Below are 21,573 nucleotides of genomic sequence, written 5' to 3'. Positions count from 1 at the left end.
GCGGGCCGGCGGCGATTGCATATTCAGGAGTTTGTCTTGCGGTCGAGGAAACGGTAATGGATCGCCTCCGCGACATGATCCGCGCCGACGGCATCCTGTTCGTCCAGATCCGCGATCGTCCGCGCAAGCTTGAGGACGCGCTCGTGGGCGCGCATGCTGAAGCCGAGGGCGCGGTAGGCGGAGTCAAGCAATTTCGCGGCGTCGGGCCGCAGCTTGCACGCATCCCGCAGAGCGCGGCCGGTCAGATCGCAGTTCCACCTGACGCCGGTTGCCGCGGCGCGCAACTGCTGCCGCTCCGCGGCAACCATGACGCGCTCGCGCATCTTCGCGGTCGTCCAGCCGTCGGGCTTGGCGGCATGCAGCACCGGCCGGGGCACTTCGACCTGCAGATCGATCCGGTCGAGCAGCGGCCCGGACAGCCGGGAGCGGTAGGCCGCGATGCGCCCCGTCGAGCATGTGCAGCGCTGGTCCTCCGTCTCGTGCAGATGGAAACCGCACGGACACGGATTCATCGAGGCGGCCAGCATGAAGCGGGCCGGGAACCGGAACACCGCCCGGGACCGGGCGATCGTCACCTCGCGGTCCTCCAGCGGCTGGCGCAGCGCTTCGAGCGCCTGGCGCGAGAACTCGGGCAATTCGTCGAGGAACAGGACGCCCTCGTGCGCCAGCGTCACTTCGCCGGGCCTCGGCACGGACCCGCCGCCGATGAGCCCGCCGGCCGAAATCGTATGATGGGGCGAGCGGAACGGCCGGCTGCGGATGAGCGACACGTTGCCGGTGCCGAGCTTTCCGGCCGCGCTGTAGATTTTCGTGACGTTCAGCGCTTCTTCTTCCGTCAGCGGGGGCAGGATGCCGGGCAGACGCCTCACGAGCATCGTCTTGCCCGTCCCGGGCGGTCCGGACAGCAGCAGATTGTGCCGCCCGGCCGCGGCGGTCAGCACCGCCCGCTTCGCCGTCGGCTGGCCGATCACGTCGGCGAAGTCGAGATCCGCCTGCAGCGGATCGTCGGCGCCGTTCGCACGCATCTGCCCAAGGCCGGGTCGCTCAGCGGCGAATCGCAGCGCATCCCAATCTTTGCCTGCGAGCTGCGACAGGTGCGTGACGGCGTACAGGTCCATGCCGCCGATCAGCGCGGCTTCGGCCGCGTTGCCCGCGGGCAGCAGCACCCGCCGGATGCCGCGCCGCTTCGCCTGCTCCACCATCGGCAGCACGCCGGGAACGGGCCGCACCTCGCCTGACAGCGCCAGCTCGCCGATGACGAGCGTGCCGGCGAAGGGGCCGCCGTCCAGCTGGCCGCTGACGATCAGAATGCCGGCGGCGATCGCAAGATCGAACGCCGTCCCTTCCTTGCGCTGATCGGCCGGCGCGAGATTGACGGTGATGCGCTGCAGCGGGAACTGAAAGCCGCAGTTCTTCACGGCGGCGCGCACCCGCTCCACCGATTCGCGGACGGCGGGATCCGGCAGTCCGACGACGTTCACCTGCGGCAGGCCGGGCGAAATATCGGTCTCGACGTCGATCCAGAGCGCCTCCACCCCCTGGACGGACGCGCAGCATACGTTCGCATACATGCAAAAAAGCACCCCCATCTCCGGATGAAGGTGCTTCCTTACGCTCCGTGTTCACATTCATTTCATGCGATTCCAAATTTAGCGGATGCGCGCAGTCTTGTCAATCCGCCCGCCGCATCAAGCCTTCCGGCTTCTTCTTGTTCTCGGCGGCTTTCCGGATTTTTTTGACGAATTTGTCGGCTTTCATGTTTTGAAGGCTGTCGAACAGATGAGGCTCCACCGTGCCGTACATGCGATAAGGACCGGATTGCACGCGGCCGTCTTTCACCTTCCAGACGCCCGCTCCGGGGTCGTACGGCCAATAAAAATCTTCGGTCGTTTCCATCAGCAGCAGAATCACTTCTTCCCCGGGCGACACCAGGACGCCGTCCTTGTCGGTTTTCGGCGTTCCGTGCTGATACAGCGTGACCGCTTTCTGATCCAAATCGCCGTGAATGACTTCTTCCACCTCGATCACGGACGGGGTAACATCACCGATAATCCGCGTGAATGGTTCCCGGACCTCCAGCACGGTGCCCCTTACAATCAAATCGACGAAGTACATTTCTTCTTTCAGGTTTCGGGTCATCACCCTCGCCGCCGCACCGGAATCCGAAACGGCGGAAGCCGCCGGTACTTCCGATTGCGAGTCCGCGCATCCGCCCGGCAAGACGGCGAGTCCCAGAACAGCCGTCAAGATGATCGACAAAAATTTCATCGCATGGCCTCCGGAAGAATCCGGTTCTCTCACCGATTGTAACATGCGAACATGCGGCGGTTACTTTTCATCTGCGGCGCTTTCGTGTCAAATCCGCTTTCCCTTTTGTTCGCGCAATGAGATCATTCCGATAGCAAAAAGTGTTCGTTCGCTCCGACAAAAATAAGGCAACCGTGGCGAATTCGTGATACAATAGGGTTGTTTGTGTACATACTGTGACTTGTATTTCGGCTGCGGCGCACAGGCCCCCGGATCATCCGGACCGTAAGCGCTGCCGCTGACGCTTGAGGGAGGATATCGGCATGAACATTCACGAGTATCAGGGCAAGGAAGTCTTGAAGCAGTACGGCGTATCCGTGCCGGAAGGCCGCGTGGCGTTCACGGTCGACGAAGCCGTCGAGGCCGCCAAGGAGCTCGGCACGTCCGTCGTCGTCGTGAAAGCGCAGATCCATTCGGGCGGCCGCGGCAAAGCGGGCGGCGTCAAAGTGGCGAAGTCGCTTGACGAAGTTCGCCAGTATGCGTCGGAACTGCTCGGCAAAGTGCTCGTCACGCATCAGACCGGGCCGGAGGGCAAAGAAGTGAAGCGGCTGCTCATCGAGCAGGGCTGCGACATCAAGAAGGAATACTACGTCGGCGTCGTCGTCGACCGCTCGACCGGCCGCGTCGTCATGATGGCGTCCGAAGAAGGCGGCACGGAGATCGAGGAAGTCGCCGCGCGCACGCCGGAGAAGATTTTCAAGGAAGTGATCGACCCGGTCGTCGGCCTGCAGCCGTTCCAGGCGCGCCGTCTGGCGTTCAACATCAACATTCCGAACGAGCTCGTCGGCAAGGCGGTCCAGTTCATGACGGCGCTGTACAACGCGTTCGTGGACAAGGACTGCTCGATCGCCGAGATCAACCCGCTCGTCGTCACCGGCGACGGCAACATCCTTGCGCTGGACGCGAAGCTCAACTTTGACTCCAATGCGCTGTACCGCCATCCGGATATCGTCGCGCTGCGGGACCTCGACGAAGAGGACGAGAAGGAGATCCAGGCGTCCAAATTCGATCTGAGCTACATCGCCCTCGACGGCAACATCGGATGCATGGTGAACGGCGCCGGCCTCGCGATGGCGACGATGGACATCATCAAGTATTACGGCGGCGAGCCGGCCAACTTCCTTGACGTGGGCGGCGGCGCATCGAAGGAGAAAGTGACGGAAGCGTTCAAGATCATTCTGTCCGATCCGAAGGTCAAGGGCATTTTCGTCAACATATTCGGCGGCATCATGCGCTGCGACGTCATTGCGGAAGGCGTCATCGCCGCGGCGCGCGAACTCGGCCTCGACCGTCCGCTCGTCGTGCGGCTGGAAGGCACGAACGTCGAGCTCGGCAAGAAGCTGCTGAACGAGTCCGGCCTGAACATCACGGCCGCCGACTCGATGGCCGACGGGGCTCAGAAAATCGTCGAACTTGTAAAGTAAAGGCCTACCGATCCATTACGATAGAGGAAGTGAACCTTCGATGAGCATTCTGGTGGACAAGAATACGAAAGTCATCACCCAGGGCATTACCGGCAAGACGGCGCTCTTCCACGCGAAAGGCGCGCTTGACTACGGCACGCAGATGGTCGGCGGCACGTCGCCGGGCAAAGGCGGCACGACCGTCGAGATCCAGCTCGAGAACGGCACCGTTGCGAAGCTGCCGGTGTTCAACACGGTGCGCGAGGCGGTGGACGCAACCGGTGCGACCGCTTCGGTCATCTACGTTCCGCCGGCGTTCGCGGCCGACGCGATCATGGAAGCGGTCGACGCGGAGCTGGAGCTCGTCATCTGCATTACGGAAGGCATCCCGGTCCTGGACATGGTCAAGGTGAAGCGCTACATGGAAGGCAAGAAGACGCGCCTCATCGGACCGAACTGCCCGGGCGTCATCACGCCCGACGCGTGCAAGATCGGCATCATGCCGGGCTATATCCATACGAAAGGCCATGTCGGCGTCGTATCGCGCAGCGGCACGCTGACGTATGAAGCGGTGCATCAGCTGACGACGCGCGGCATCGGGCAATCGACGGCCGTCGGCATCGGCGGCGACCCGGTCAAAGGATCGGAATTTATCGACATTCTGAAGATGTTCAACGAAGACCCCGACACGTACGCGGTCATCATGATCGGCGAAATCGGCGGCACGGCCGAAGAAGAGGCGGCCGAGTGGATCAAGGCGAACATGACGAAGCCGGTTGTCGGCTTCATCGGCGGCGCAACCGCGCCTCCGGGCAAGCGGATGGGCCATGCCGGCGCGATCATCTCCGGCGGCAAGGGCACGGCAGCCGAAAAGATCGCGAAGCTCGAATCGTGCGGCATCAAGGTGGCGCCGACGCCGGCCGAGATGGGCGCAACGCTTGTATCCGTGCTCGAAGAGCGCGGACTGCTCGAGAAGTGCATCACCCGCAAATAAGCGGTTGAACGGATCAGCGTACAATTTATCGGTTCCGCGGTTTGCTTAAACCGCAGGAAGGCAGGCAGCCTTCCCGGCTCCCGCATGTACGGGAGAAGGGAAGGCTGTTTGCTTTGCCATCACCCAAATCTTGATGCGCCGCTTGCATTCTGTTTCCGCGTGACGCACAATAGGATGAGAATGCGTGCGGCCCATGGAAAGGAGTCATGTCATGGGTCAGGGTTGGACGCGGCGGGACATTCTGCTTGCCCTTCACGAGACGGAGGGCGTGGGGCCCGCCACGATCCGGGAGCTTCGGGAGCGGGAGCTCCTGGAGGCCTGCGTGCATTACTCGGAAGAAGAGTGGATCGAATTCGGATTGCCCCCGCTGCGCGCGGACGCCGTCCGGCGCTCGCTGTCGCGTTCGTTCACGGAGGAGCGGAAGCGGCTTTACGCCGGCATGGGCGTGGAATGGGTGACCGTCGAGGATGAGGATTATCCCGAGCTGCTGCGCCAATTGAAGAATCCGCCCGCCATCCTCTACGTGCAGGGGCGCAAGGAATTGCTGAATTATCCGGCCTACGCGGTCGTCGGCACGCGCCTCCCGACCGCATACGGCCGGCAGACGGCGCGGATGCTCGCCGAGCGGCTGTCCGACGTCGGCATCACGATCGTCAGCGGACTCGCCCGCGGTATCGACGCCTGCGCCCACGAAGGCGCGCTGCGCGGCTCCGGCAGCACGATCGCGGTGCTCGGCACGCCGATCGGCACCATCTATCCGCCGCAGAACGCGCCGCTCTACCAGCGGATCGCCGAGCAGGGGCTTCTCGTTTCGCCGTTTCCTCTCGGTACGCCCGGCCATCCGGGCCTGTTTCCGGCGCGCAACGCGGTCATCGCCGGCATGACGCGGGGCACGATCGTCGTCGAGGCGGCGGAACGGAGCGGCTCGCTCATCACGGCTGATCTGGCGAGGGATTTCGACCGCGAGCTGTTCGCCGTTCCCGGCATGATCGGCTCGCCGAAGAGCAAGGGCACGAACATGCTGATCAAGAGCGAGAAGGCCAAGTTGCTCACGGGTCCGGAAGATGTGATGGCCGATCTGTGGCTCTCCGAGGCCGGCCTCGAGAGCCGGCGCAGGGTGCTTGAAGCGGCGCGCCAAGCGGAGGAAGGCATGACGGAGGAGGAGCGCCGCATCGTGCAGCTTCTGCAGGAAGGGCCGAAGACATCCGACGAACTGGCGGAGCTCACCGGCATTCCGTTTGGACATTTACATGCTCTTCTGATAAATTTAACATTAAAACGCAAAATCGAGCAGCATCCGGGTTCCCTGTACAGCGTCCGATGAGATCGGAATCTGAACCCGCAGAGGAGAGGCTGATCTATGGCTGATTCGCTTGTCATTGTCGAATCGCCGGCGAAGGCGAAGACAATCAGCAAATATCTCGGCAGCAAATATATCGTGAAAGCGTCAATGGGCCACATCCGCGACCTGCCCAAAAGCCAGACCGGCGTCGAGATCGAAAACGGCTTCCAGCCGAAATACATCACGATCCGCGGCAAGGGCAGCGTGCTGAAAGAGCTGAAAGACGCGAGCAAGAAAGTGAAGAAAGTGTATCTTGCGGCGGACCCCGACCGCGAGGGCGAAGCGATCGCCTGGCATCTCGCCCATTATCTCGAACTGGACCAGGGGGAAGCCTGCCGCGTCGTGTTCAACGAGATCACGAAACAGGCGGTCAAGGATGCGTTCAAGTCGCCGCGTCCGATCAACATGGACCTGGTCAACGCCCAGCAGGCCCGGCGCATCCTCGACCGGCTCGTCGGCTACAAGATCAGTCCATTATTATGGAAGAAAGTGAAGAAAGGCCTGTCCGCGGGGCGCGTCCAGTCGGTCGCGGTCAAGCTGATCATCGACCGGGAGAACGAGATCAATGCGTTCGTGCCGGAAGAGTATTGGACGATCACCGCGCGGCTGGTCCAGGACAATCTGCCGTTCGAAGCGAAATTCCACGCGCTGGATAACGAGAAGAAGGAGCTGCCGAACGAACAGGAAGTGCAGCAGGTGCTGGCCGCGATCGAAGGCCAGCCGTTCGTCGTCTCCGAGGTGAAAGAGCGCGAACGGCTCCGCAATCCGGCGCCTCCGTTCATTACGAGCACGCTGCAGCAGGAAGCGGCGCGCAAACTCGGCTTCCGCGCGGCGAAGACGATGTCGATCGCCCAGCAGCTCTACGAAGGCGTCGACATCGGCAGGGAAGGATCGGTCGGTCTGATCACGTACATGCGCACCGACTCGACCCGCATTTCCCCTGTCGCCCAGGAAGAAGCGAAAGCCTACATTGTGGAGAAATTCGGCGCGGAATATGCACCGGAACAGTTCCGCGTCTACGCGAAGAGAAATTCGAACGCGCAGGATGCCCACGAAGCGATCCGGCCGACGTCGATCCATCGCGATCCGGAAACGGTGAAGCCTTATCTGACGAAAGACCAGTACCGCCTCTACAAGCTGGTCTGGGAACGATTCACCGCCAGCCAGATGAGCTCCGCCGTGCTCGACACGATGACGGTCGACATCAAGGCGGGACGCGCGACGTTCCGGGCGACAGGTTCGAAGATCAAGTTTCCGGGTTTCATGAAGGTGTACGTGGAAGGGAGCGACGACGGCCCCTCCGACGAGGAAAATCTGCTGCCGCCGCTGCGGGAAGGCATGACCGTCGAGCGCACGGCCATTGAGCCGAAGCAGCATTTTACGTCGCCGCCGCCGCGTTATACGGAAGCCCGTCTCGTCCGGGCGCTTGAAGAACTCGGCATCGGGCGGCCGAGCACGTATGCGCCGACGCTGGAGACGATCCACAAGCGCGGCTACGTCGCGATCGAGGACAAGAAATTCGTTCCGACCGAACTCGGCCTGCTCGTCAACCAGCTGATGGAGGAGTTTTTCCCCGAAATTCTGAACGTCGAGTTCACCGCCCACATGGAAGATGATCTCGACCATGTCGAGGAAGGTAAGAAAGACTGGGTCGAGGTGCTGAACGAGTTCTACGAACCGTTCTCGAAGCGGCTGAAGATCGCCGAAGACGAAATGCGGGAAGTGGAGCTGCAGGAAGAAGTATCGGACGAGACTTGCGACAAATGCGGCCGGCCGATGGTTTACAAGATGGGCAGGTTCGGCAAGTTTCTCGCCTGCTCCGGCTTCCCGGAATGCCGGAACACCAAGCCGATTCTGAAAGATATCGGCGTCTCCTGCCCGAAGTGCGGGGAAGGCCGAATCATCGAGCGGCGAAGCAAGAAAGGCCGAATTTTCTACGGCTGCGACAAGTACCCCGGCTGCGACTACGTGTCGTGGGACCGTCCGTCGGACAAATCGTGTCCCGTATGCGAAAGCCGGCTGGTCGAGAAGCGCAGCCGCTCCGGCGGCAAGCTGCTGTGCCCGGAATGCGGCCACAGCGAGGAGATGCCGGAAGAACAGGAACAAGCCTAGCCGGCATCGGGCAATGCCCGATGCCGCTGTCCTGTCCGGCGTCTGTGAAAGGAGCATAGCGACAGTGGGGAGCAAACATGTGACCGTGATCGGCGCGGGACTTGCGGGAAGCGAAGCCGCCTGGCAGATCGCTTCCCAGGGCGTGCCGGTCACCCTCTATGAGATGCGGCCGGCCAAAAGCACGCCCGCGCATCACACGGACAAATTTGCAGAACTGGTATGCAGCAACAGTCTGCGCGCGAACGGGCTGACAAACGCGGTCGGCGTGCTGAAGGAAGAGATGCGCCGGCTCGGATCGCTCATCCTCCGTTCGGCCGACGCCCATGCCGTACCGGCGGGAGGCGCGCTGGCCGTCGACCGGGACGGCTTCTCGGCGGCGGTGACCGACAGCATTCGGAACCATCCGCTGATCGAGGTGCGGAACGAAGAGGTGACGGAGATTCCGGCTGAGGGCATCGTTGTCGTCGCCACCGGTCCGCTCACGTCTCCGGCGCTCTCGGAGCGCATCCGGGAGCTGCTCGGCGAAGAGTACTTCTACTTCTACGACGCGGCCGCCCCGATCGTCGAACGGGACTCGATCGACATGGAGAAAGTGTACATGGCGTCCCGGTACGGCAAAGGGGAAGCCGCATACCTGAACTGCCCGATGACGGAGGAGCAGTTCAACGCCTTCTACGACGCGCTGGTGACGGCGGAGAAGGCGGAGCTGAAGGAATTTGAGAAGGAGATCTATTTCGAAGGCTGCATGCCGATCGAAGTGATGGCCGCGCGCGGCCGCCAGACGCTGCTGTTCGGACCGCTGAAGCCGGTCGGCCTTCCCGACCCCCGAACGGGGAAATTGCCCTACGCCGTCGTGCAGCTTCGGCAGGACAATGCGGCCGGCACGCTGTACAACCTTGTCGGCTTCCAGACCCACCTCAAGTGGGGCGAACAGAAGCGGGTGTTCGGCATGATTCCGGGGCTCGAGCAGGCGGAATTCGTCCGTTACGGCGTCATGCACCGCAACACGTTCATCAACTCGCCGAAGCTGCTGAAGCCCACGTACCAGTTCAAGGGCAGGGAGACGCTGCTGTTTGCCGGTCAGATGACCGGTGTTGAAGGCTACGTCGAATCCGCCGCTTCGGGGCTGCTGGCCGGCATCAACGCGGGCCGGCTCGCGCGCGGACTCGATCCGGTCGTGCCGCCGCAGGAGACGGCGCACGGCAGCATGGCGCATTACATCACGACCGCCGATTTCAGTAATTTTCAGCCGATGAACGCCAATTTCGGGCTGTTCCCGCCGCTTGCGGAACGCATCCGGGGGAAGAAGGAGAAGAACGAAGCGATTGCCCGGCGCGCGCTTGAAACGCTGGAGGCGTTCAAGCGCGCGCTGGCCTGACGATGGCATTATCCGCTGCAAGAGACAGCGAAAGGAGTGAGACGCGATGGATACGACGTTCCACGCCACCACAATCTGCGCCGTGCGCCATGAAGGCCGCGGCGCCATCGCCGGCGACGGCCAGGTGACGTTCGGCAGCAACATGGTGATGAAACATACGGCGAAGAAGGTGCGTCGGCTGTACCGCGGGCAGGTTGTCGCCGGATTCGCCGGCGCGGTGGCGGATGCGATCACCCTGTTCGAGAAGTTTGAAGGCAAGCTCGAGGAACATCAGGGCAACCTTCAGCGCGCCGCCGTCGAGATGACGAAGGATTGGCGGTCCGACCGGGTGCTCAGGCGGCTGGAAGCGATGATGATCGTCATGGATGCTTCCGGACTGCTCTTGCTGTCCGGAAGCGGCGAGATCATCGAGCCGGACGACGGCATTCTGGCGATCGGTTCCGGCGGCGGATTCGCGCTGGCGGCTGCGCGCGCCCTGAAGCGGCATGCGCCGGGCCTTACGGCGGGCGAGATGGCCAGGGCGGCGCTGGAGACGGCCGCCGATATTTGCGTTTATACGAACCGGCAGATCATCCTTGAAGAAATCTAATTCCTTGCCGGTCAAGCGGCAGGCGATCGGAGGGAACCAGATGAGCAGCGAAGCGCTCACACCGCGTCAGATTGTCGCGGAACTCGACAAGTACATCGTGGGGCAGAAAGCCGCCAAGCGCGCCGTTGCGGTTGCGCTGCGCAATCGTTACCGCCGCAGCAAACTGGATGAGTCGCTGCGGGATGAGATCGTGCCGAAGAATATTCTGATGATCGGTCCGACGGGAGTCGGCAAGACGGAGATCGCCCGGAGACTGGCGAAGCTGGTCGGCGCGCCGTTCGTCAAGGTGGAAGCGACGAAGTTTACGGAAGTCGGCTACGTGGGACGCGACGTGGAGTCGATGGTGCGCGATCTCGTGGAGACGGCGATCCGGATGGTCAAGGCCGAGCGGACGGAACAGGTGCGGGACAAGGCGGAGCGTCAGGCGAACGAACGGCTCGTTCAGCTGCTTGTGCCGAGCGGGCAGAAACCGAAGAGCAACCGCAATCCGCTCGAGATGTTGTTCGGCCAGCAGGGAGGCACGACGCAGGAAGAGCCCGAGCTGGATTCGGCCATTGCCGAGCGCAGGAGGGTGGTGCGCGAGCGGCTGGCTGCGGGCGAGCTGGAAAACGAACTGGTCGAGATCGAGGTGGAGGACGCGGGCCCCAACATGCTCGACATGCTGCCCGGGCAGGGGATGGAGACGTTCGGCATGAACATGCAGGAACTGTTCGGCCATCTGCTGCCGAAGCGGGTGAAGAAACGCAAGCTTCCGATCAAGGAAGCGCGCAAGGTGCTCATCCAGGAAGAAGCGAACAAGCTGATCGACATGGACGACGTCATCGCGGAATCGACGCGCCGAGCCGAACAATCCGGCATCATTTTCATCGACGAAATCGACAAGATCGCAAGCCCCAGCCGCGGTACGGGCCCCGACGTGTCCCGCGAAGGCGTGCAGCGCGACATTCTGCCGATCGTCGAAGGTTCGACCGTCATGACGAAGTACGGTCCGGTGAAGACCGACCACGTGCTTTTTATCGCCGCAGGGGCTTTCCATATCGCCAAACCGGCGGATCTCATCCCTGAGCTGCAGGGCAGATTTCCGATCCGGGTGGAACTGTCCAGCCTTTCGCTGGACGACTTCGTGAAGATCCTGACCGAGCCGAAGAACGCGCTGACCAAGCAATATGCCGCGCTGCTCGAAACGGAAGGAATTCACATCGAATTTACGGAAGAAGCGATCCGCGAACTGGCGCAAATCGCGGCCGACGTGAACCAGCGGACCGAAAATATCGGCGCCCGGCGGCTTCACACGATCTTGGAGAAGCTGCTCGAAGATTTGTCGTTCGAGGCGCCGGAGCTCAACCTGGAGCATTTCGCGATCACGCCGGAATATGTCCGGGAGAAAGTCGGCGATATTGCGCAGAACCGCGATCTTAGCCAATATATTCTATAATGCTCCGGCAACGCCGCCCGGGCGGAATGCTGCCGGCTGCGGAGATCTCGGGAGGATCAGGCATGACATTGTTAGCAAAGACCAGGGCGCTGAACCGGCTGTTGCAGCGAGCAGCCGGAAAGCCGCTTAATTTTCGGGAGATGGCCGAGGTGCTGGGTTCGACGATTCAAGCCCATGTATTCGTCGTCAGCCGAAGGGGGAAATTGCTCGGCTGCGCGGCCGCGCGTCCCTGGGAAAATGATCATATACGCGCTGTATCATCAACCGGCGAAATCCATTTTCCGCCGGAGACGAACGAACGGTTCATGAACATGCAGGAGACGGTGACAAATACCGAGCCCGATCCCGGCATTGCCGTCACGTTTCCCGAGATGTCCGAACACCGGATCATGACGGTCGTTCCGATCATCGGCGGAGGCGACCGGCTCGGAACCCTTGTTCTTACCAGAGACACCGGTCCTTTCGGAGAGGACGATCTCATTCTGGCGGAATACGGTTCGACAATTGTCGGCATGGAGATTCTGCGCGAACGGGCAGAGGAAATTGAAATGGAAGCGAGAAGCAGAGCGGCCGTTCTGGTGGCGGTCAATTCCCTGTCCTTCAGCGAGCTGGAAGCAGTCGAACATATTTTCGAAGAACTGGATGGGCAGGAAGGACTGCTGGTTGCTTCCAAAGTCGCAGATCGGGTAGGCATTACACGTTCGGTTATCGTCAATGCGCTGAGAAAGCTGGAAAGTGCGGGCGTTATTGAGACGCGATCCCTTGGGATGAAAGGCACATATATTAAGATTCTTAATCCTCAATTGCTGCAAGAACTCGACAAAATGAGGTCGTAAGACATTTGTAAGATAACCGCATCGGCTATAAAAAGCACTTTCTTCGGATGCGAAGATAGTGCTTTTTTCGTATTGTGACAAGATTAAAAAAAATCATCATTAGAAATGTCGGCAAGTTTTGGATACCGGCTGTCGCAATCTTTTCTATATCGACAAGACTACTGTTGATTTTTATAGGGATTTGTCGATATGAAGCAGGAATTACCCATTATTTGTTGAATTAGGTACCAAAGATTAGCCGGAAAAAACCATGCAGAAAGGCGGGGATTATTGATGAATGTGCTGGGCGGGGCCGATATGGCCAGGCTCAAGGGGGCCATATCGGCAGCGGAACTGCGGCAGCAGGTTATCGCCGACAACATCGCCAACGTCGACACCCCCGGATTCAAACGGTCTGGAGTACTGTTTGAAGAGCTGCTGGCCAGCCGGTTGGGCCGTCAGGCGCCCAAGCTGGTCGCCAGGCGGACGCATGAGAAGCATATTCCGTTCGGCGGCTCAGGAAGCGTTGTCAAACCGCGGCTGGTGACGGATGACAGCACGTCGATGCACAACAGCGCGAACAATGTCGACATTGATCGCGAAATGGCGCTGCTCGCCAAGAACCAGCTGCGCTACAACGCCCTGGTCCAACAGCTCAATCATGAGATCTCGATGCTTCGGATCGGAATTGAAGGGAGATAACCGCCTTGAGACTGAATGACGGATTTGAAGCCAGCGCTTCCGCGCTGACCGCACAGCGGCTCAGGATGGACATCATCTCGTCGAACATCGCGAACGCGGAGACAAGCCGCGGACGGTTCGTGAACGGCCGTTGGGAGCCCTACGCGCGCAAGATGGTCGTCCTTGAACCGATCCGGAATTCGTTCTCGAACATGCTGAACGCGAAATTGTCCGGCGGCGAGCGCCGGATGTCCGGCGTCAAGGTGGCGCGCATCGTGGAAGATTCCACGCCGGCCAAACTGGCGTACAACCCGTCCCATCCCGATGCGGATGAGAACGGGTATGTCCGGATGCCGAACGTCGACATTCTGAAGGAAATGGTGGACATGATCTCCGCGACCCGTTCGTATGAAGCCAACGTGACGGCGCTCAACGCATCGAAAGCCATGTTCACCAAAGCGCTGGAAATCGGCAGACAGACCTGATCTGAAAGGGAGGGCTAATCGCGTATGATTCAGGGATTGACCGGCGCCGGATCGCTGCTGAATACCGCCGGCGGGGTGAACAGACAGTCGCCCGCCGAATCGGTGGAACAATTCAGCGACTATCTGAAACAGGCGATTGACAGTGTGGCGCAGCAGGAAGACGCCGTCCGGCAGACGACCGAACGGTTCATTGTCGGCGAAGCGGATGTGTCGGAAATGATGATTGTCTCCGAACAGGCCAAGCTCAGTCTTCAGCTCACCGCTCAGATACGCAACAAGGTGATCGAAGCGTATCAAGAAATTATGAGAATGCAGGTCTGATCGCACCAAACGTCATAGCACAGATACCGGGTGAGGTGAAAACGTGAACGAGAGACTTGCCCAATACCGCGAACGCGTCGCGCAATATTGGCAGCAATTCGGCAAGAAACAGCGGATCTATCTTGCCGCGACAGCGGGCGGCCTCATCCTGCTGACAATCGTTCTGATCTACCTGTTCTCCAGGACCGAATACGAGCTGGCATTTCAGAATCTGGACGCCACGGACGCCGCGGCCATCATGGAACATCTGAACGCCGAAGGAATTCCGTACAAGCTCGGCAACGACGGCACGAGCATTTCGGTGCCCGCTTCCGCCGCTTCGCGGGTGAAAGTGGAAATCGGCTCCATGGGCATCGTCCGCAACGGCTCGATCGGCTTTGAATCGTTCAGGGATTCCGGTTCCCAGTTCGGGATGACCGACAACGAGTTCAACGTTCGCTACCGCGACGCTCTGAACGGGGAAGTGCAGCGGCTGCTGAATTCGATGGAAGGCGTTCAGCGCTCCAACGTGCTCATCAATCTTCCGGAAGAGTCCGTGTTCCTGAACGATGAAAGGGATCAGGCTTCGGCATCGGTCACGATCGAGTTCAAACGGGGATTCCGCCCCACGCAGGACCAGATTGACGCCTATTACAACCTGGTGAAAACGGCGGTTCCCAACTTGAGCGTCGAGAACATCACGATCTCCAGCCCGCAAGGGGAACTCGTCGCTTCCGAGAAAGCGGGAGGCGGTGTCAATTTCGCCTCGTCGGCAGCGGAAGCGCAATTCAGGATCCAGCGCAAATATGAGTCCGACCTGAAGCGGGAGATCCAGCAGTTCCTCGGCCAGATGGTGGGCGCCGAGAATCTCGCGGTCAGCGTGAACAGCACGCTCAACTTCGACCAGAAAACATCGGTGGAGAATCTCGTTCAACCGCAGGAAGGAAGCACGACCGGCGTCGTGATCAGCGAAGAGATCCGCTCCAGCTCGACCACGGGCACGACGGGACCCGGAGGCGTCGCCGGCACAGGCGAAACCGACATTCCCGGCTATGATGCCATCGACGGGTCCAGCACGAGCAGCTCGGAAGAGAATTCGCGCATTTCGAACTATGAAGTCAGCCGGATCCAGAACCAGATCGTGTCGGCTCCGTTCGTCGTCAAGGATCTGTCGATCGGCATCGGCATCCAGGAAGGCGTGCTGACCGAAGAAAACCGCGCCTTCGTCATGGATTATCTGACCCGGCTGGTGCGTACGCAATTGGCGCAATCGGGACTTGACCTGTCGAACGACGATGTGGTCGCGAGCAAGGTTTCCCTTATCTCGCAGCCGTTCGTCCAGGACACCGCAGGCGGTTCGTCCGGTGTGACGCTTCCGACGATTCTCGCCATCGCGGGCGCGCTCGCTGCCATCCTGCTCGTCGCGCTGTTCCTCTACCTGCGCAAGCGGAGACTTGACCGGATTGCGGCGGAAGAGGAAGCGGCTGCGCTTGAAGCCGAGCAGCCGAAGGTGGAACTGCCGACGATCGATCTCGATCAGGTGACGACCGAGACGCAAATGCGCAGACAACTGGAACATTTCGCGAAACGCAAACCGGACGATTTCGTCAATCTGCTCCGCACGTGGCTAGTGGATGAATAGAGGTGGAACGATGGCAAGGGCAGCGACACCGCAAGCATTGACGGGCAGACAGAAAGCGGCCATTCTGCTGATCACGCTCGGTCCGGAGGTGTCGGCGCACATTTTCAAGCATTTGCGTGACGAAGAGATTGAGCAGCTGACGCTGGAAATCGCGAATGTCCGCAAGGTCGACAGCGCCGAGAAACAGGCGATCCTGACCGAGTTTCACCAGATCTGCATGGCCCAGGAATACATATCGCAGGGCGGCATCCAGTATGCGAAGACGATCCTGGAGAAAGCGCTCGGCGAACACAAGGCAATGGAAGTCATCAACCGGCTGACCGCGACGCTTCAGGTCCGGCCCTTCGATTTCGCGCGGAAAGCCGATCCGGCGCAAATTTTCAACTTCATTCAGAACGAGAACTCACAGACCATCGCGCTGGTGCTGTCGTACCTGCAGCCGGAGCAGGCCGCGGCAATCCTGTCGGCACTGCCGCAGGACAAACAGGCCGATGTGGCGAGGCGCATCGCCTTGATGGACAGCACATCGCCGGAAGTGATCACGCAGATCGAACGGATTCTCGAGCAGAAGCTGTCGTCGACCGTTACCCAGGACTATACGATGGCGGGCGGCATCGAATCGATCGTGCAGATCCTGAACGGCGTAGACCGCGGCACGGAACGGACCATTCTCGACTCGCTCGAGATCCAGGACCCGGAGCTTGCGGAAGAGATCAAGAAACGGATGTTCGTGTTCGAGGACATCGTCAACCTCGACAACCGTTCGATCCAGCGCATCATCCGCGACATCGAGAACTCGGACCTGCAGCTTGCGCTCAAGGTGGCCAGCGAAGAAGTCCGCGAGGTCATCTTCCGCAACATGTCGAAGCGGATGGCCGAAACCTTCAAGGAAGAAATGGAATATATGGGACCCGTCCGGCTGCGTGACGTCGAAGAAGCGCAGACGCGCATCGTAGCGACGATCCGCAGGCTGGAAGAAGCCGGCGAGATCATCATTGCGCGCGGCGGAGGTGACGACATCATTGTCTAACCTGATCAAATCGTCCCACGTCGTCTCGCTCGATGACCTGAGGCGGCTGGAATTGATCCGGAAGTACCAGCCTCCCGCGAAGCCGCAGGAAGGCGCCGATCCGAACGGGCCGGACCCCCAGACGGCGGCTTTAAGGGAACAGATTCTGCGCGACGCCGAAGCCGAGGCCGAAGAGCGCATCCGCCAGGCGGCGGAACAGGCCGAGCAGGCGAGGCGCAGCGCCGAAGAACAGATCGAGCAGTGGTGGCAGGAACGGCGCGCGCAAGATCTCGAGATTACGGAGACCGCCCGCCGGGACGGCTACGAGCAAGGGTACGCGGAAGGCCGCGCCGAAGCCGAGGAAGCCGTCCGGCAGGAATGGACGGGCAGAATCGCCGAAGCGAAGGCGCTGCTCGAAGAAGCTTATCGTATCAAAGAGCAAATCATCCAGGAAGCGGAACCGTTCCTGGTCGAACTCAGCGTCGCCATCGCGGGCAAGATCATCGACCGCGAACTGGAACGCTCGCCCGAATGGACGATTGAACTGATCCGCAAGTCGCTGGCGCGGCGGCGGGAACAGGGCCTTGTTACGCTGTGCGTGGCTCCGGATCAACTGTCGTTCGTCATGGCGGCGCGCGACGAGCTGGAGATGGCCGTCGATTCGCAGGCCGAGCTGCAGATTGTGCCGGATCCGACCGTGACGGACCGCGGATGCGTCATCCGCACTTCTTTCGGCAGCATTGACGCGCGCATCGACACCCAGCTGGAAGAGATCAAACGGGCGCTGCTGCAGGCTGCGGCGGAGGCCGGAGAGCGGGGGCACGCGGATGAAGGCGTATCGGCTTGACAGTGAGCCCTATCTCGAAGTGCTCCGTTCCGTCGATCCGGTGCGGATGAACGGCAAGGTGACGCAGGTCATCGGCCTGACCGTCGAATCGGAGGGACCGGATGCGAGCATCGGCGATGTCTGCCTCATCTATCCCGCCAAATCGGGCAAGCCGATCAAGGCGGAGGTCGTGGGCTTCCGCAACAACAAGGTTTTGTTGATGCCGCTCGGCGAACTGCATGCCGTCGGTCCGGGCTGCGATGTCGTCAGCACCTGCAAACCGCTGACCGTGCCGGTCGGCAGCGAGCTGCTCGGTAAAGTGCTTGACGGGCTCGGACAGCCGCTCGACGGTTCGCGCATACCGGCGCGCATGACGCATTACTCGACGCACAATGTCCCTTCCAATCCGTTGTTCCGCCCGCGGGTGACCGAACCGCTCGGCATCGGCGTGCGCGCGATTGACGGGTTGCTCACCGTGGGACGCGGACAGCGGGTCGGCATTTTCGCCGGCTCCGGCGTCGGGAAGAGCACGCTGCTCGGCATGGTCGCCCGCAACACGTCCGCCGATGTGAACGTCATCGCGCTCATCGGGGAGCGGGGCCGCGAAGTACTCGAATTCATCGAGAGAGATCTCGGCCCGGAAGGGCTTGCGCGTTCTGTCGTCGTCGTCGCGACAAGCGACCAGCCGGCACTCATCCGGATCAAAGGCGCGCTGATTGCCACGACGATTGCGGAATATTTCCGCGACCGCGGCCTGGACGTCATGCTCATGATGGATTCGGTCACGCGGTTCGCGATGGCCCAGCGCGAAGTCGGCCTCGCCATCGGGGAGCCGCCGGCCACGCGCGGGTACACGCCGTCGGTTTTCGCCATGCTGCCGAAGCTGCTCGAGCGCTCGGGAACCGGCAAGACCGGTTCGATCACGGCGTTCTACACGGTGCTCGTGGACGGGGACGACATGAATGAACCGATTGCCGATGCCGTACGCGGCATCCTCGACGGCCACATCGTGCTCAGCCGCAGCCTGGCGAACAAGGGGCATTATCCGGCAATCGACATTCTGGCTTCCGTCAGCCGCGTCATGAACGACATCGTGCCTGCGGAGCAGCTGGAAGCGGCCAATCAGTTCAAACGCCTGCTTTCCATTTATAGAGATTCGGAGGACCTCATCAATATAGGGGCGTATCAGCGGGGATCAAATGCAGAAATTGATCGCGCGATCGAATATTACGATCGCATCCGCAGTTACGCCATGCAGCGGACGGATGAGAAAGTCAGTTTCGAGGAGTCGCAGCAGCGGTTGCTCAGCGAGTTCCTGGGAGGTTGAGCGGTGCGATGGCGAGATACCGGTACCCGTATCAGAAGATCGTCGACCTGAAATCAAGCGAGAAGACGCAGGCGGAATGGATGCTGGCCGCCGCCGTCGGCAAGCTGGAACAGGAAGAAAGAACGCTCGGGCAGCTGCAGGAGGAACTCGCCGCATGGCTCGGGCGGTTGCAGACCGAAGCCGAGTCCGGCGCCAGTCTGGCCGAACTGCAGATGATGCAATCCTATGTTGAATATCTGAATGCCGCCATCCGGAAACAGCAGGAGAATGTGCAGCGCGCCGCTGCCGAGAAAGAACGGTGCCGGGCGGTTCTGGCCGACCGGATGGTCGATGAAAAAGTATGGCTCAAAGCGAAGGAGAAGGCGTTCCAACACTTCATGCGCATGCAGCAACGATCGGAACAGAACGAACTGGATGAGATCGCAGCCGTACGGTTCGTCTTCACAACGAACTGACGGCCGCCGTCGGCAGGTAAGGAGGGGACGCGCTTGGCTGAAGTGGAGGCGGAGAAAACATACAGCGGACTGGAACGATTCATGTTCTTCCTGACGCCGATCCTGTTCACGCTGGTGCTCGTCGGGGTGCTGCTCACGTTGTTCAATCCCGATTTGCGCAACCGGATGCTCGAAACGGCGAACCGGGTGCCGGTGCTTGAGCGGATCGTGCCCGATGCGCCCGCCGGCAAAGAGACGCTGAATGAGAACGCGATCCGTGAAAGGAATCAGGGAGCGAAAATTGCGGAGCTGGAATCGCAGCTCGCGGAGAAGGAAGCCGAACTGGCCGAGCTCGCCGGCATTCGTGCCGAATTGGAACAGACGGTGGTGCAGCTTGAGGCCCGGATTGAGGAATTGACGCAGGCGAGCGCGGAGAGACAGTTGTCCGACGAAGAATATCAGGCGCGCATCGGCGAGCTGGCCGCGATGTTCGGACAAATCTCGCCGAGCAAGGCAGCGCCGATTCTCGAGAGCATGACGATGGAAGAAATGGTGCTGATCATGGATGCGATGCGTCCGGAGATCCGCGTCACCGTGATGGAGAAAATGACGCCGAAGGTGGCCGCGGAAGCGACGGTGCGCCTCAAAGATACGGTTACGGCGAAAGACCGGCAGATCGCCGCGCTGCAGGCAAGGCTGGAGGAATATGAAACGGTGCGGGCCGAAAGCTCGACCAGCCTGGATGAGAGCCAGATCAGCGCGACGTTCAGTTCGATGAGTCCGGACAGCGCGGCGGAAATCCTGCTGCAAATGGCCGATCTGAATCCGGGCAAAGTGCTCGATCTGCTGGGTTCGCTCCCGGCGGCTTCGCGGGCGGACATTCTGGAAGCCATGCAGAAGAAGAACGCGAAATATACCGCGCAGCTGGTCAACAAGCTGGTCGACCGCTGATCATCGGTTGACCGGCAGCCGGCCGGCTGCGGCGAAACGCTTGAAAGGGGGTGAACACAGATGTCAATGAATCCGGCTATGATAATTGCCGCTTCGGTTGCGGGAGCATCGGCGCAGCAACTGGCAGCAACGGGTCAGACGGCGGAAGCCAATCCGCAGTCCGGACAGAACGGCGGCGCGTTCGGCCGCATGCTCGTGGCGCAGGTTTCGGACGCCGGCGGCGCCGTCCGTCAGGATAGCCAGACGCAAGCCGCCCAACGGATCGCTTGCCAACTGTCAAGCGGAGAATGGGCGGACCTGCTGGGCGGGGCGACGGGCAAATCGCTGTTCGACAAGCTGGACGCGCTTCTTCAGTTGACGGAGAACGGCGCGGAACCGCTGACGGAAGAGCAGAAAGCGGAAATTGACGCCGCTTTGGAAGAGCTGCAGGCGGTCATGATGGCGATGTTCGGCATCCCGCTGCCGCTGCCGAATGCCGGCCAGGCGGAAGAAGCGCCGGTACAGCCGGCGGACATGGCGGCGGAAGCGGACACCGCGGACGGCGTTGCATTCCGCGGAGGGCTGCATGAGACGATTGCCTTCGTGCGGGCCTTCCTCGCGGAAGGAGCGTTTCGGCCGCTCACCAGGCAGGAGAGCGCGAGGTTTGAAGCGCTGATCGATCGGCTGCAACAAGCGCTCACCGCGGCGGATGAAGCGAACCGGGACGCGGCAGCCGAAGCCCGGCAGACCGTAGACATCAAGACGACGGGAACGGAAACCCGCTCTTCGGCGGAAGCTTTGCTGGCGCGGCTTGCCCGGCCGATGCAGGCATCGGTTGCAGCGGTCGTGACGGAGGCGCAGCGGCAGAGCGGCGTGCAGACCGGAACGGTTCAGACCGCGGCGCTGACGGGAGCAAACGTCAACGGTCCGGCAGCGAACGCACAGCTGCAGACCATTGCCGCTGAGGACGCGGTTCAGGCTGCCGCAGCCGAAACGGCCGATCTGACGCCGATCACGCAGGCCGTCGGGCCGCAGTCCGCAAGTGCAGCGGCTGAGACCGCCCGGACGGAGGCGGCTGTTCGCCAGCCCGTGCACACTGTTCCGGTGGAACGGTTCCATGAAGTCATCTCGGGCATGGCGGTCAGACAGATGAACCTGAGCGCTTCGAACGGGGTGTCGGAAGCCCGCATCCTGCTCGTGCCGGAGCATCTCGGCGAGGTGGCCGTCCGCATCACCCTGCAGAACGGACAGCTGACGGCGCAGTTCATGACGGAGAGCGCGGTTGCGAAAGACCTGATCGAGAACCAGTTCGTTGTGCTTCGCGGCGCCCTCCAGAGCCAGGGCATCCAGGTTGAACGGCTGGAAGTGACCTACGGCAACGCGGCGCAGAGCCAGATGTTCCAGGAGCAGCGGCAGCGCGGCGGACAGAACCGGCAGGAGGGCGGCAGAGGAAACCGCGCGGATGATTCGGTTCCCGTCTTTGAAACGGAGCTGCTCGAACAGACCGCGATCCGGGAGCTCGGTTACGGACGCGCAATCAATGTGAAGGCTTGACGGTGATCCC

The 21,573-nt window shown here is 61.2% G+C and carries 20 protein-coding genes; 18 read left to right on the top strand and 2 right to left on the bottom strand.

Annotated features, from left to right (window positions below):
- Positions 1–23: 23 nt before the first annotated feature.
- Positions 24–1,571 (bottom strand): YifB family Mg chelatase-like AAA ATPase, encoded by a 1,548-nt coding sequence (locus THECO_RS10325; RefSeq protein WP_041853876.1) that lies wholly within the window; start codon positions 1,569–1,571, stop codon positions 24–26.
- 100 nt (positions 1,572–1,671) lie between these two features.
- On the bottom strand, positions 1,672–2,268 hold the full coding sequence (locus THECO_RS10320; protein ID WP_015254984.1) for a hypothetical protein: 597 nt from the start codon (positions 2,266–2,268) through the stop codon (positions 1,672–1,674).
- 302 nt (positions 2,269–2,570) lie between these two features.
- Between THECO_RS10320 and sucC the strand changes: the two genes are divergently transcribed.
- The 18 genes from sucC (at position 2,571) to THECO_RS20555 (ending at position 21,563) form a co-directional block, all read left to right on the top strand.
- Positions 2,571–3,731, top strand: coding sequence for an ADP-forming succinate--CoA ligase subunit beta (gene sucC / locus THECO_RS10315; RefSeq protein WP_015254983.1), 1,161 nt, complete (start codon positions 2,571–2,573; stop codon positions 3,729–3,731).
- A 40-nt stretch (positions 3,732–3,771) separates the two neighbouring features.
- The gene (gene sucD, locus THECO_RS10310; RefSeq protein WP_015254982.1) at positions 3,772–4,704 is read left to right on the top strand and encodes a succinate--CoA ligase subunit alpha; all 933 of its coding nucleotides are present in this window, start codon (positions 3,772–3,774) and stop codon (positions 4,702–4,704) included.
- A gap of 211 nt (positions 4,705–4,915) precedes the next feature.
- Positions 4,916–6,028, top strand: coding sequence for a DNA-processing protein DprA (gene dprA, locus THECO_RS10305; protein WP_015254981.1), 1,113 nt, complete (start codon positions 4,916–4,918; stop codon positions 6,026–6,028).
- 36 nt (positions 6,029–6,064) lie between these two features.
- Positions 6,065–8,158: a type I DNA topoisomerase gene (topA, locus tag THECO_RS10300; protein WP_015254980.1), complete on the top strand. Its 2,094-nt coding sequence runs from the start codon at positions 6,065–6,067 to the stop codon at positions 8,156–8,158.
- Between the two features lie 64 nt (positions 8,159–8,222).
- Complete coding sequence (trmFO, locus tag THECO_RS10295; RefSeq protein WP_015254979.1) at positions 8,223–9,536, top strand: FADH(2)-oxidizing methylenetetrahydrofolate--tRNA-(uracil(54)-C(5))-methyltransferase TrmFO; 1,314 nt, start codon at positions 8,223–8,225, stop codon at positions 9,534–9,536.
- 46 nt (positions 9,537–9,582) lie between these two features.
- Positions 9,583–10,125, top strand: coding sequence for an ATP-dependent protease subunit HslV (gene hslV / locus THECO_RS10290; protein WP_015254978.1), 543 nt, complete (start codon positions 9,583–9,585; stop codon positions 10,123–10,125).
- 40 nt (positions 10,126–10,165) lie between these two features.
- Complete coding sequence (gene hslU, locus THECO_RS10285) at positions 10,166–11,560, top strand: ATP-dependent protease ATPase subunit HslU (protein WP_015254977.1); 1,395 nt, start codon at positions 10,166–10,168, stop codon at positions 11,558–11,560.
- A 62-nt stretch (positions 11,561–11,622) separates the two neighbouring features.
- A complete protein-coding gene (gene codY / locus THECO_RS10280; protein WP_015254976.1) occupies positions 11,623–12,396 on the top strand; it encodes a GTP-sensing pleiotropic transcriptional regulator CodY in 774 nt (257 codons plus the stop codon).
- Between the two features lie 273 nt (positions 12,397–12,669).
- Positions 12,670–13,077 carry a flagellar basal body rod protein FlgB gene (gene flgB / locus THECO_RS10275; RefSeq protein WP_015254975.1) on the top strand — a complete coding sequence of 136 codons (408 nt, stop codon included), beginning with the start codon at positions 12,670–12,672 and terminating at the stop codon, positions 13,075–13,077.
- 5 nt (positions 13,078–13,082) lie between these two features.
- Positions 13,083–13,541 (top strand): flagellar basal body rod protein FlgC, encoded by a 459-nt coding sequence (gene flgC / locus THECO_RS10270; RefSeq protein WP_015254974.1) that lies wholly within the window; start codon positions 13,083–13,085, stop codon positions 13,539–13,541.
- A gap of 24 nt (positions 13,542–13,565) precedes the next feature.
- Positions 13,566–13,862, top strand: a complete 297-nt coding sequence (gene fliE / locus THECO_RS10265; RefSeq protein ID WP_015254973.1) for a flagellar hook-basal body complex protein FliE — start codon at positions 13,566–13,568, stop codon at positions 13,860–13,862.
- A 43-nt stretch (positions 13,863–13,905) separates the two neighbouring features.
- On the top strand, positions 13,906–15,483 hold the full coding sequence (gene fliF, locus THECO_RS10260) for a flagellar basal-body MS-ring/collar protein FliF (RefSeq protein WP_015254972.1): 1,578 nt from the start codon (positions 13,906–13,908) through the stop codon (positions 15,481–15,483).
- Positions 15,484–15,493: 10 nt separating this feature from the next.
- Positions 15,494–16,513 (top strand): flagellar motor switch protein FliG, encoded by a 1,020-nt coding sequence (gene fliG, locus THECO_RS10255; protein WP_015254971.1) that lies wholly within the window; start codon positions 15,494–15,496, stop codon positions 16,511–16,513.
- Complete coding sequence (gene fliH, locus THECO_RS10250) at positions 16,506–17,339, top strand: flagellar assembly protein FliH (RefSeq protein ID WP_015254970.1); 834 nt, start codon at positions 16,506–16,508, stop codon at positions 17,337–17,339. The genes fliG and fliH overlap by 8 nt, the downstream gene beginning before the upstream one ends.
- Positions 17,320–18,645 (top strand): flagellar protein export ATPase FliI, encoded by a 1,326-nt coding sequence (gene fliI / locus THECO_RS10245; protein ID WP_015254969.1) that lies wholly within the window; start codon positions 17,320–17,322, stop codon positions 18,643–18,645. Before fliH ends, fliI begins: the two co-directional genes overlap by 20 nt.
- 8 nt (positions 18,646–18,653) lie before the next feature.
- Complete coding sequence (gene fliJ / locus THECO_RS10240) at positions 18,654–19,100, top strand: flagellar export protein FliJ (RefSeq protein ID WP_015254968.1); 447 nt, start codon at positions 18,654–18,656, stop codon at positions 19,098–19,100.
- A 42-nt stretch (positions 19,101–19,142) separates the two neighbouring features.
- Positions 19,143–20,030 carry a MotE family protein gene (locus THECO_RS10235; RefSeq protein ID WP_232427800.1) on the top strand — a complete coding sequence of 296 codons (888 nt, stop codon included), beginning with the start codon at positions 19,143–19,145 and terminating at the stop codon, positions 20,028–20,030.
- Positions 20,031–20,090: 60 nt separating this feature from the next.
- On the top strand, positions 20,091–21,563 hold the full coding sequence (locus tag THECO_RS20555) for a flagellar hook-length control protein FliK (RefSeq protein ID WP_015254966.1): 1,473 nt from the start codon (positions 20,091–20,093) through the stop codon (positions 21,561–21,563).
- The last annotated feature ends 10 nt before the right edge of the window (positions 21,564–21,573 follow it).

Source organism: Thermobacillus composti KWC4 (assembly GCF_000227705.2).
Taxonomy (GTDB): domain Bacteria; phylum Bacillota; class Bacilli; order Paenibacillales; family Paenibacillaceae; genus Thermobacillus; species Thermobacillus xylanilyticus.
This window is presented reverse-complemented; position numbering and strand designations above follow the sequence as displayed.

Coding starts and splice junctions, on each gene's coding strand:
- THECO_RS10325 (WP_041853876.1), bottom strand. CDS start 1,571: ATGTATGCGAACGTATGCTGCGCGTCCGTCCAGGGGGTGGAGGCGCTC.
- THECO_RS10320 (WP_015254984.1), bottom strand. CDS start 2,268: ATGAAATTTTTGTCGATCATCTTGACGGCTGTTCTGGGACTCGCCGTC.
- sucC (WP_015254983.1), top strand. CDS start 2,571: ATGAACATTCACGAGTATCAGGGCAAGGAAGTCTTGAAGCAGTACGGC.
- sucD (WP_015254982.1), top strand. CDS start 3,772: ATGAGCATTCTGGTGGACAAGAATACGAAAGTCATCACCCAGGGCATT.
- dprA (WP_015254981.1), top strand. CDS start 4,916: ATGGGTCAGGGTTGGACGCGGCGGGACATTCTGCTTGCCCTTCACGAG.
- topA (WP_015254980.1), top strand. CDS start 6,065: ATGGCTGATTCGCTTGTCATTGTCGAATCGCCGGCGAAGGCGAAGACA.
- hslV (WP_015254978.1), top strand. CDS start 9,583: ATGGATACGACGTTCCACGCCACCACAATCTGCGCCGTGCGCCATGAA.
- hslU (WP_015254977.1), top strand. CDS start 10,166: ATGAGCAGCGAAGCGCTCACACCGCGTCAGATTGTCGCGGAACTCGAC.
- codY (WP_015254976.1), top strand. CDS start 11,623: ATGACATTGTTAGCAAAGACCAGGGCGCTGAACCGGCTGTTGCAGCGA.
- flgB (WP_015254975.1), top strand. CDS start 12,670: ATGAATGTGCTGGGCGGGGCCGATATGGCCAGGCTCAAGGGGGCCATA.
- fliE (WP_015254973.1), top strand. CDS start 13,566: ATGATTCAGGGATTGACCGGCGCCGGATCGCTGCTGAATACCGCCGGC.
- fliG (WP_015254971.1), top strand. CDS start 15,494: ATGGCAAGGGCAGCGACACCGCAAGCATTGACGGGCAGACAGAAAGCG.
- fliI (WP_015254969.1), top strand. CDS start 17,320: ATGAAGGCGTATCGGCTTGACAGTGAGCCCTATCTCGAAGTGCTCCGT.
- fliJ (WP_015254968.1), top strand. CDS start 18,654: ATGGCGAGATACCGGTACCCGTATCAGAAGATCGTCGACCTGAAATCA.
- THECO_RS20555 (WP_015254966.1), top strand. CDS start 20,091: ATGTCAATGAATCCGGCTATGATAATTGCCGCTTCGGTTGCGGGAGCA.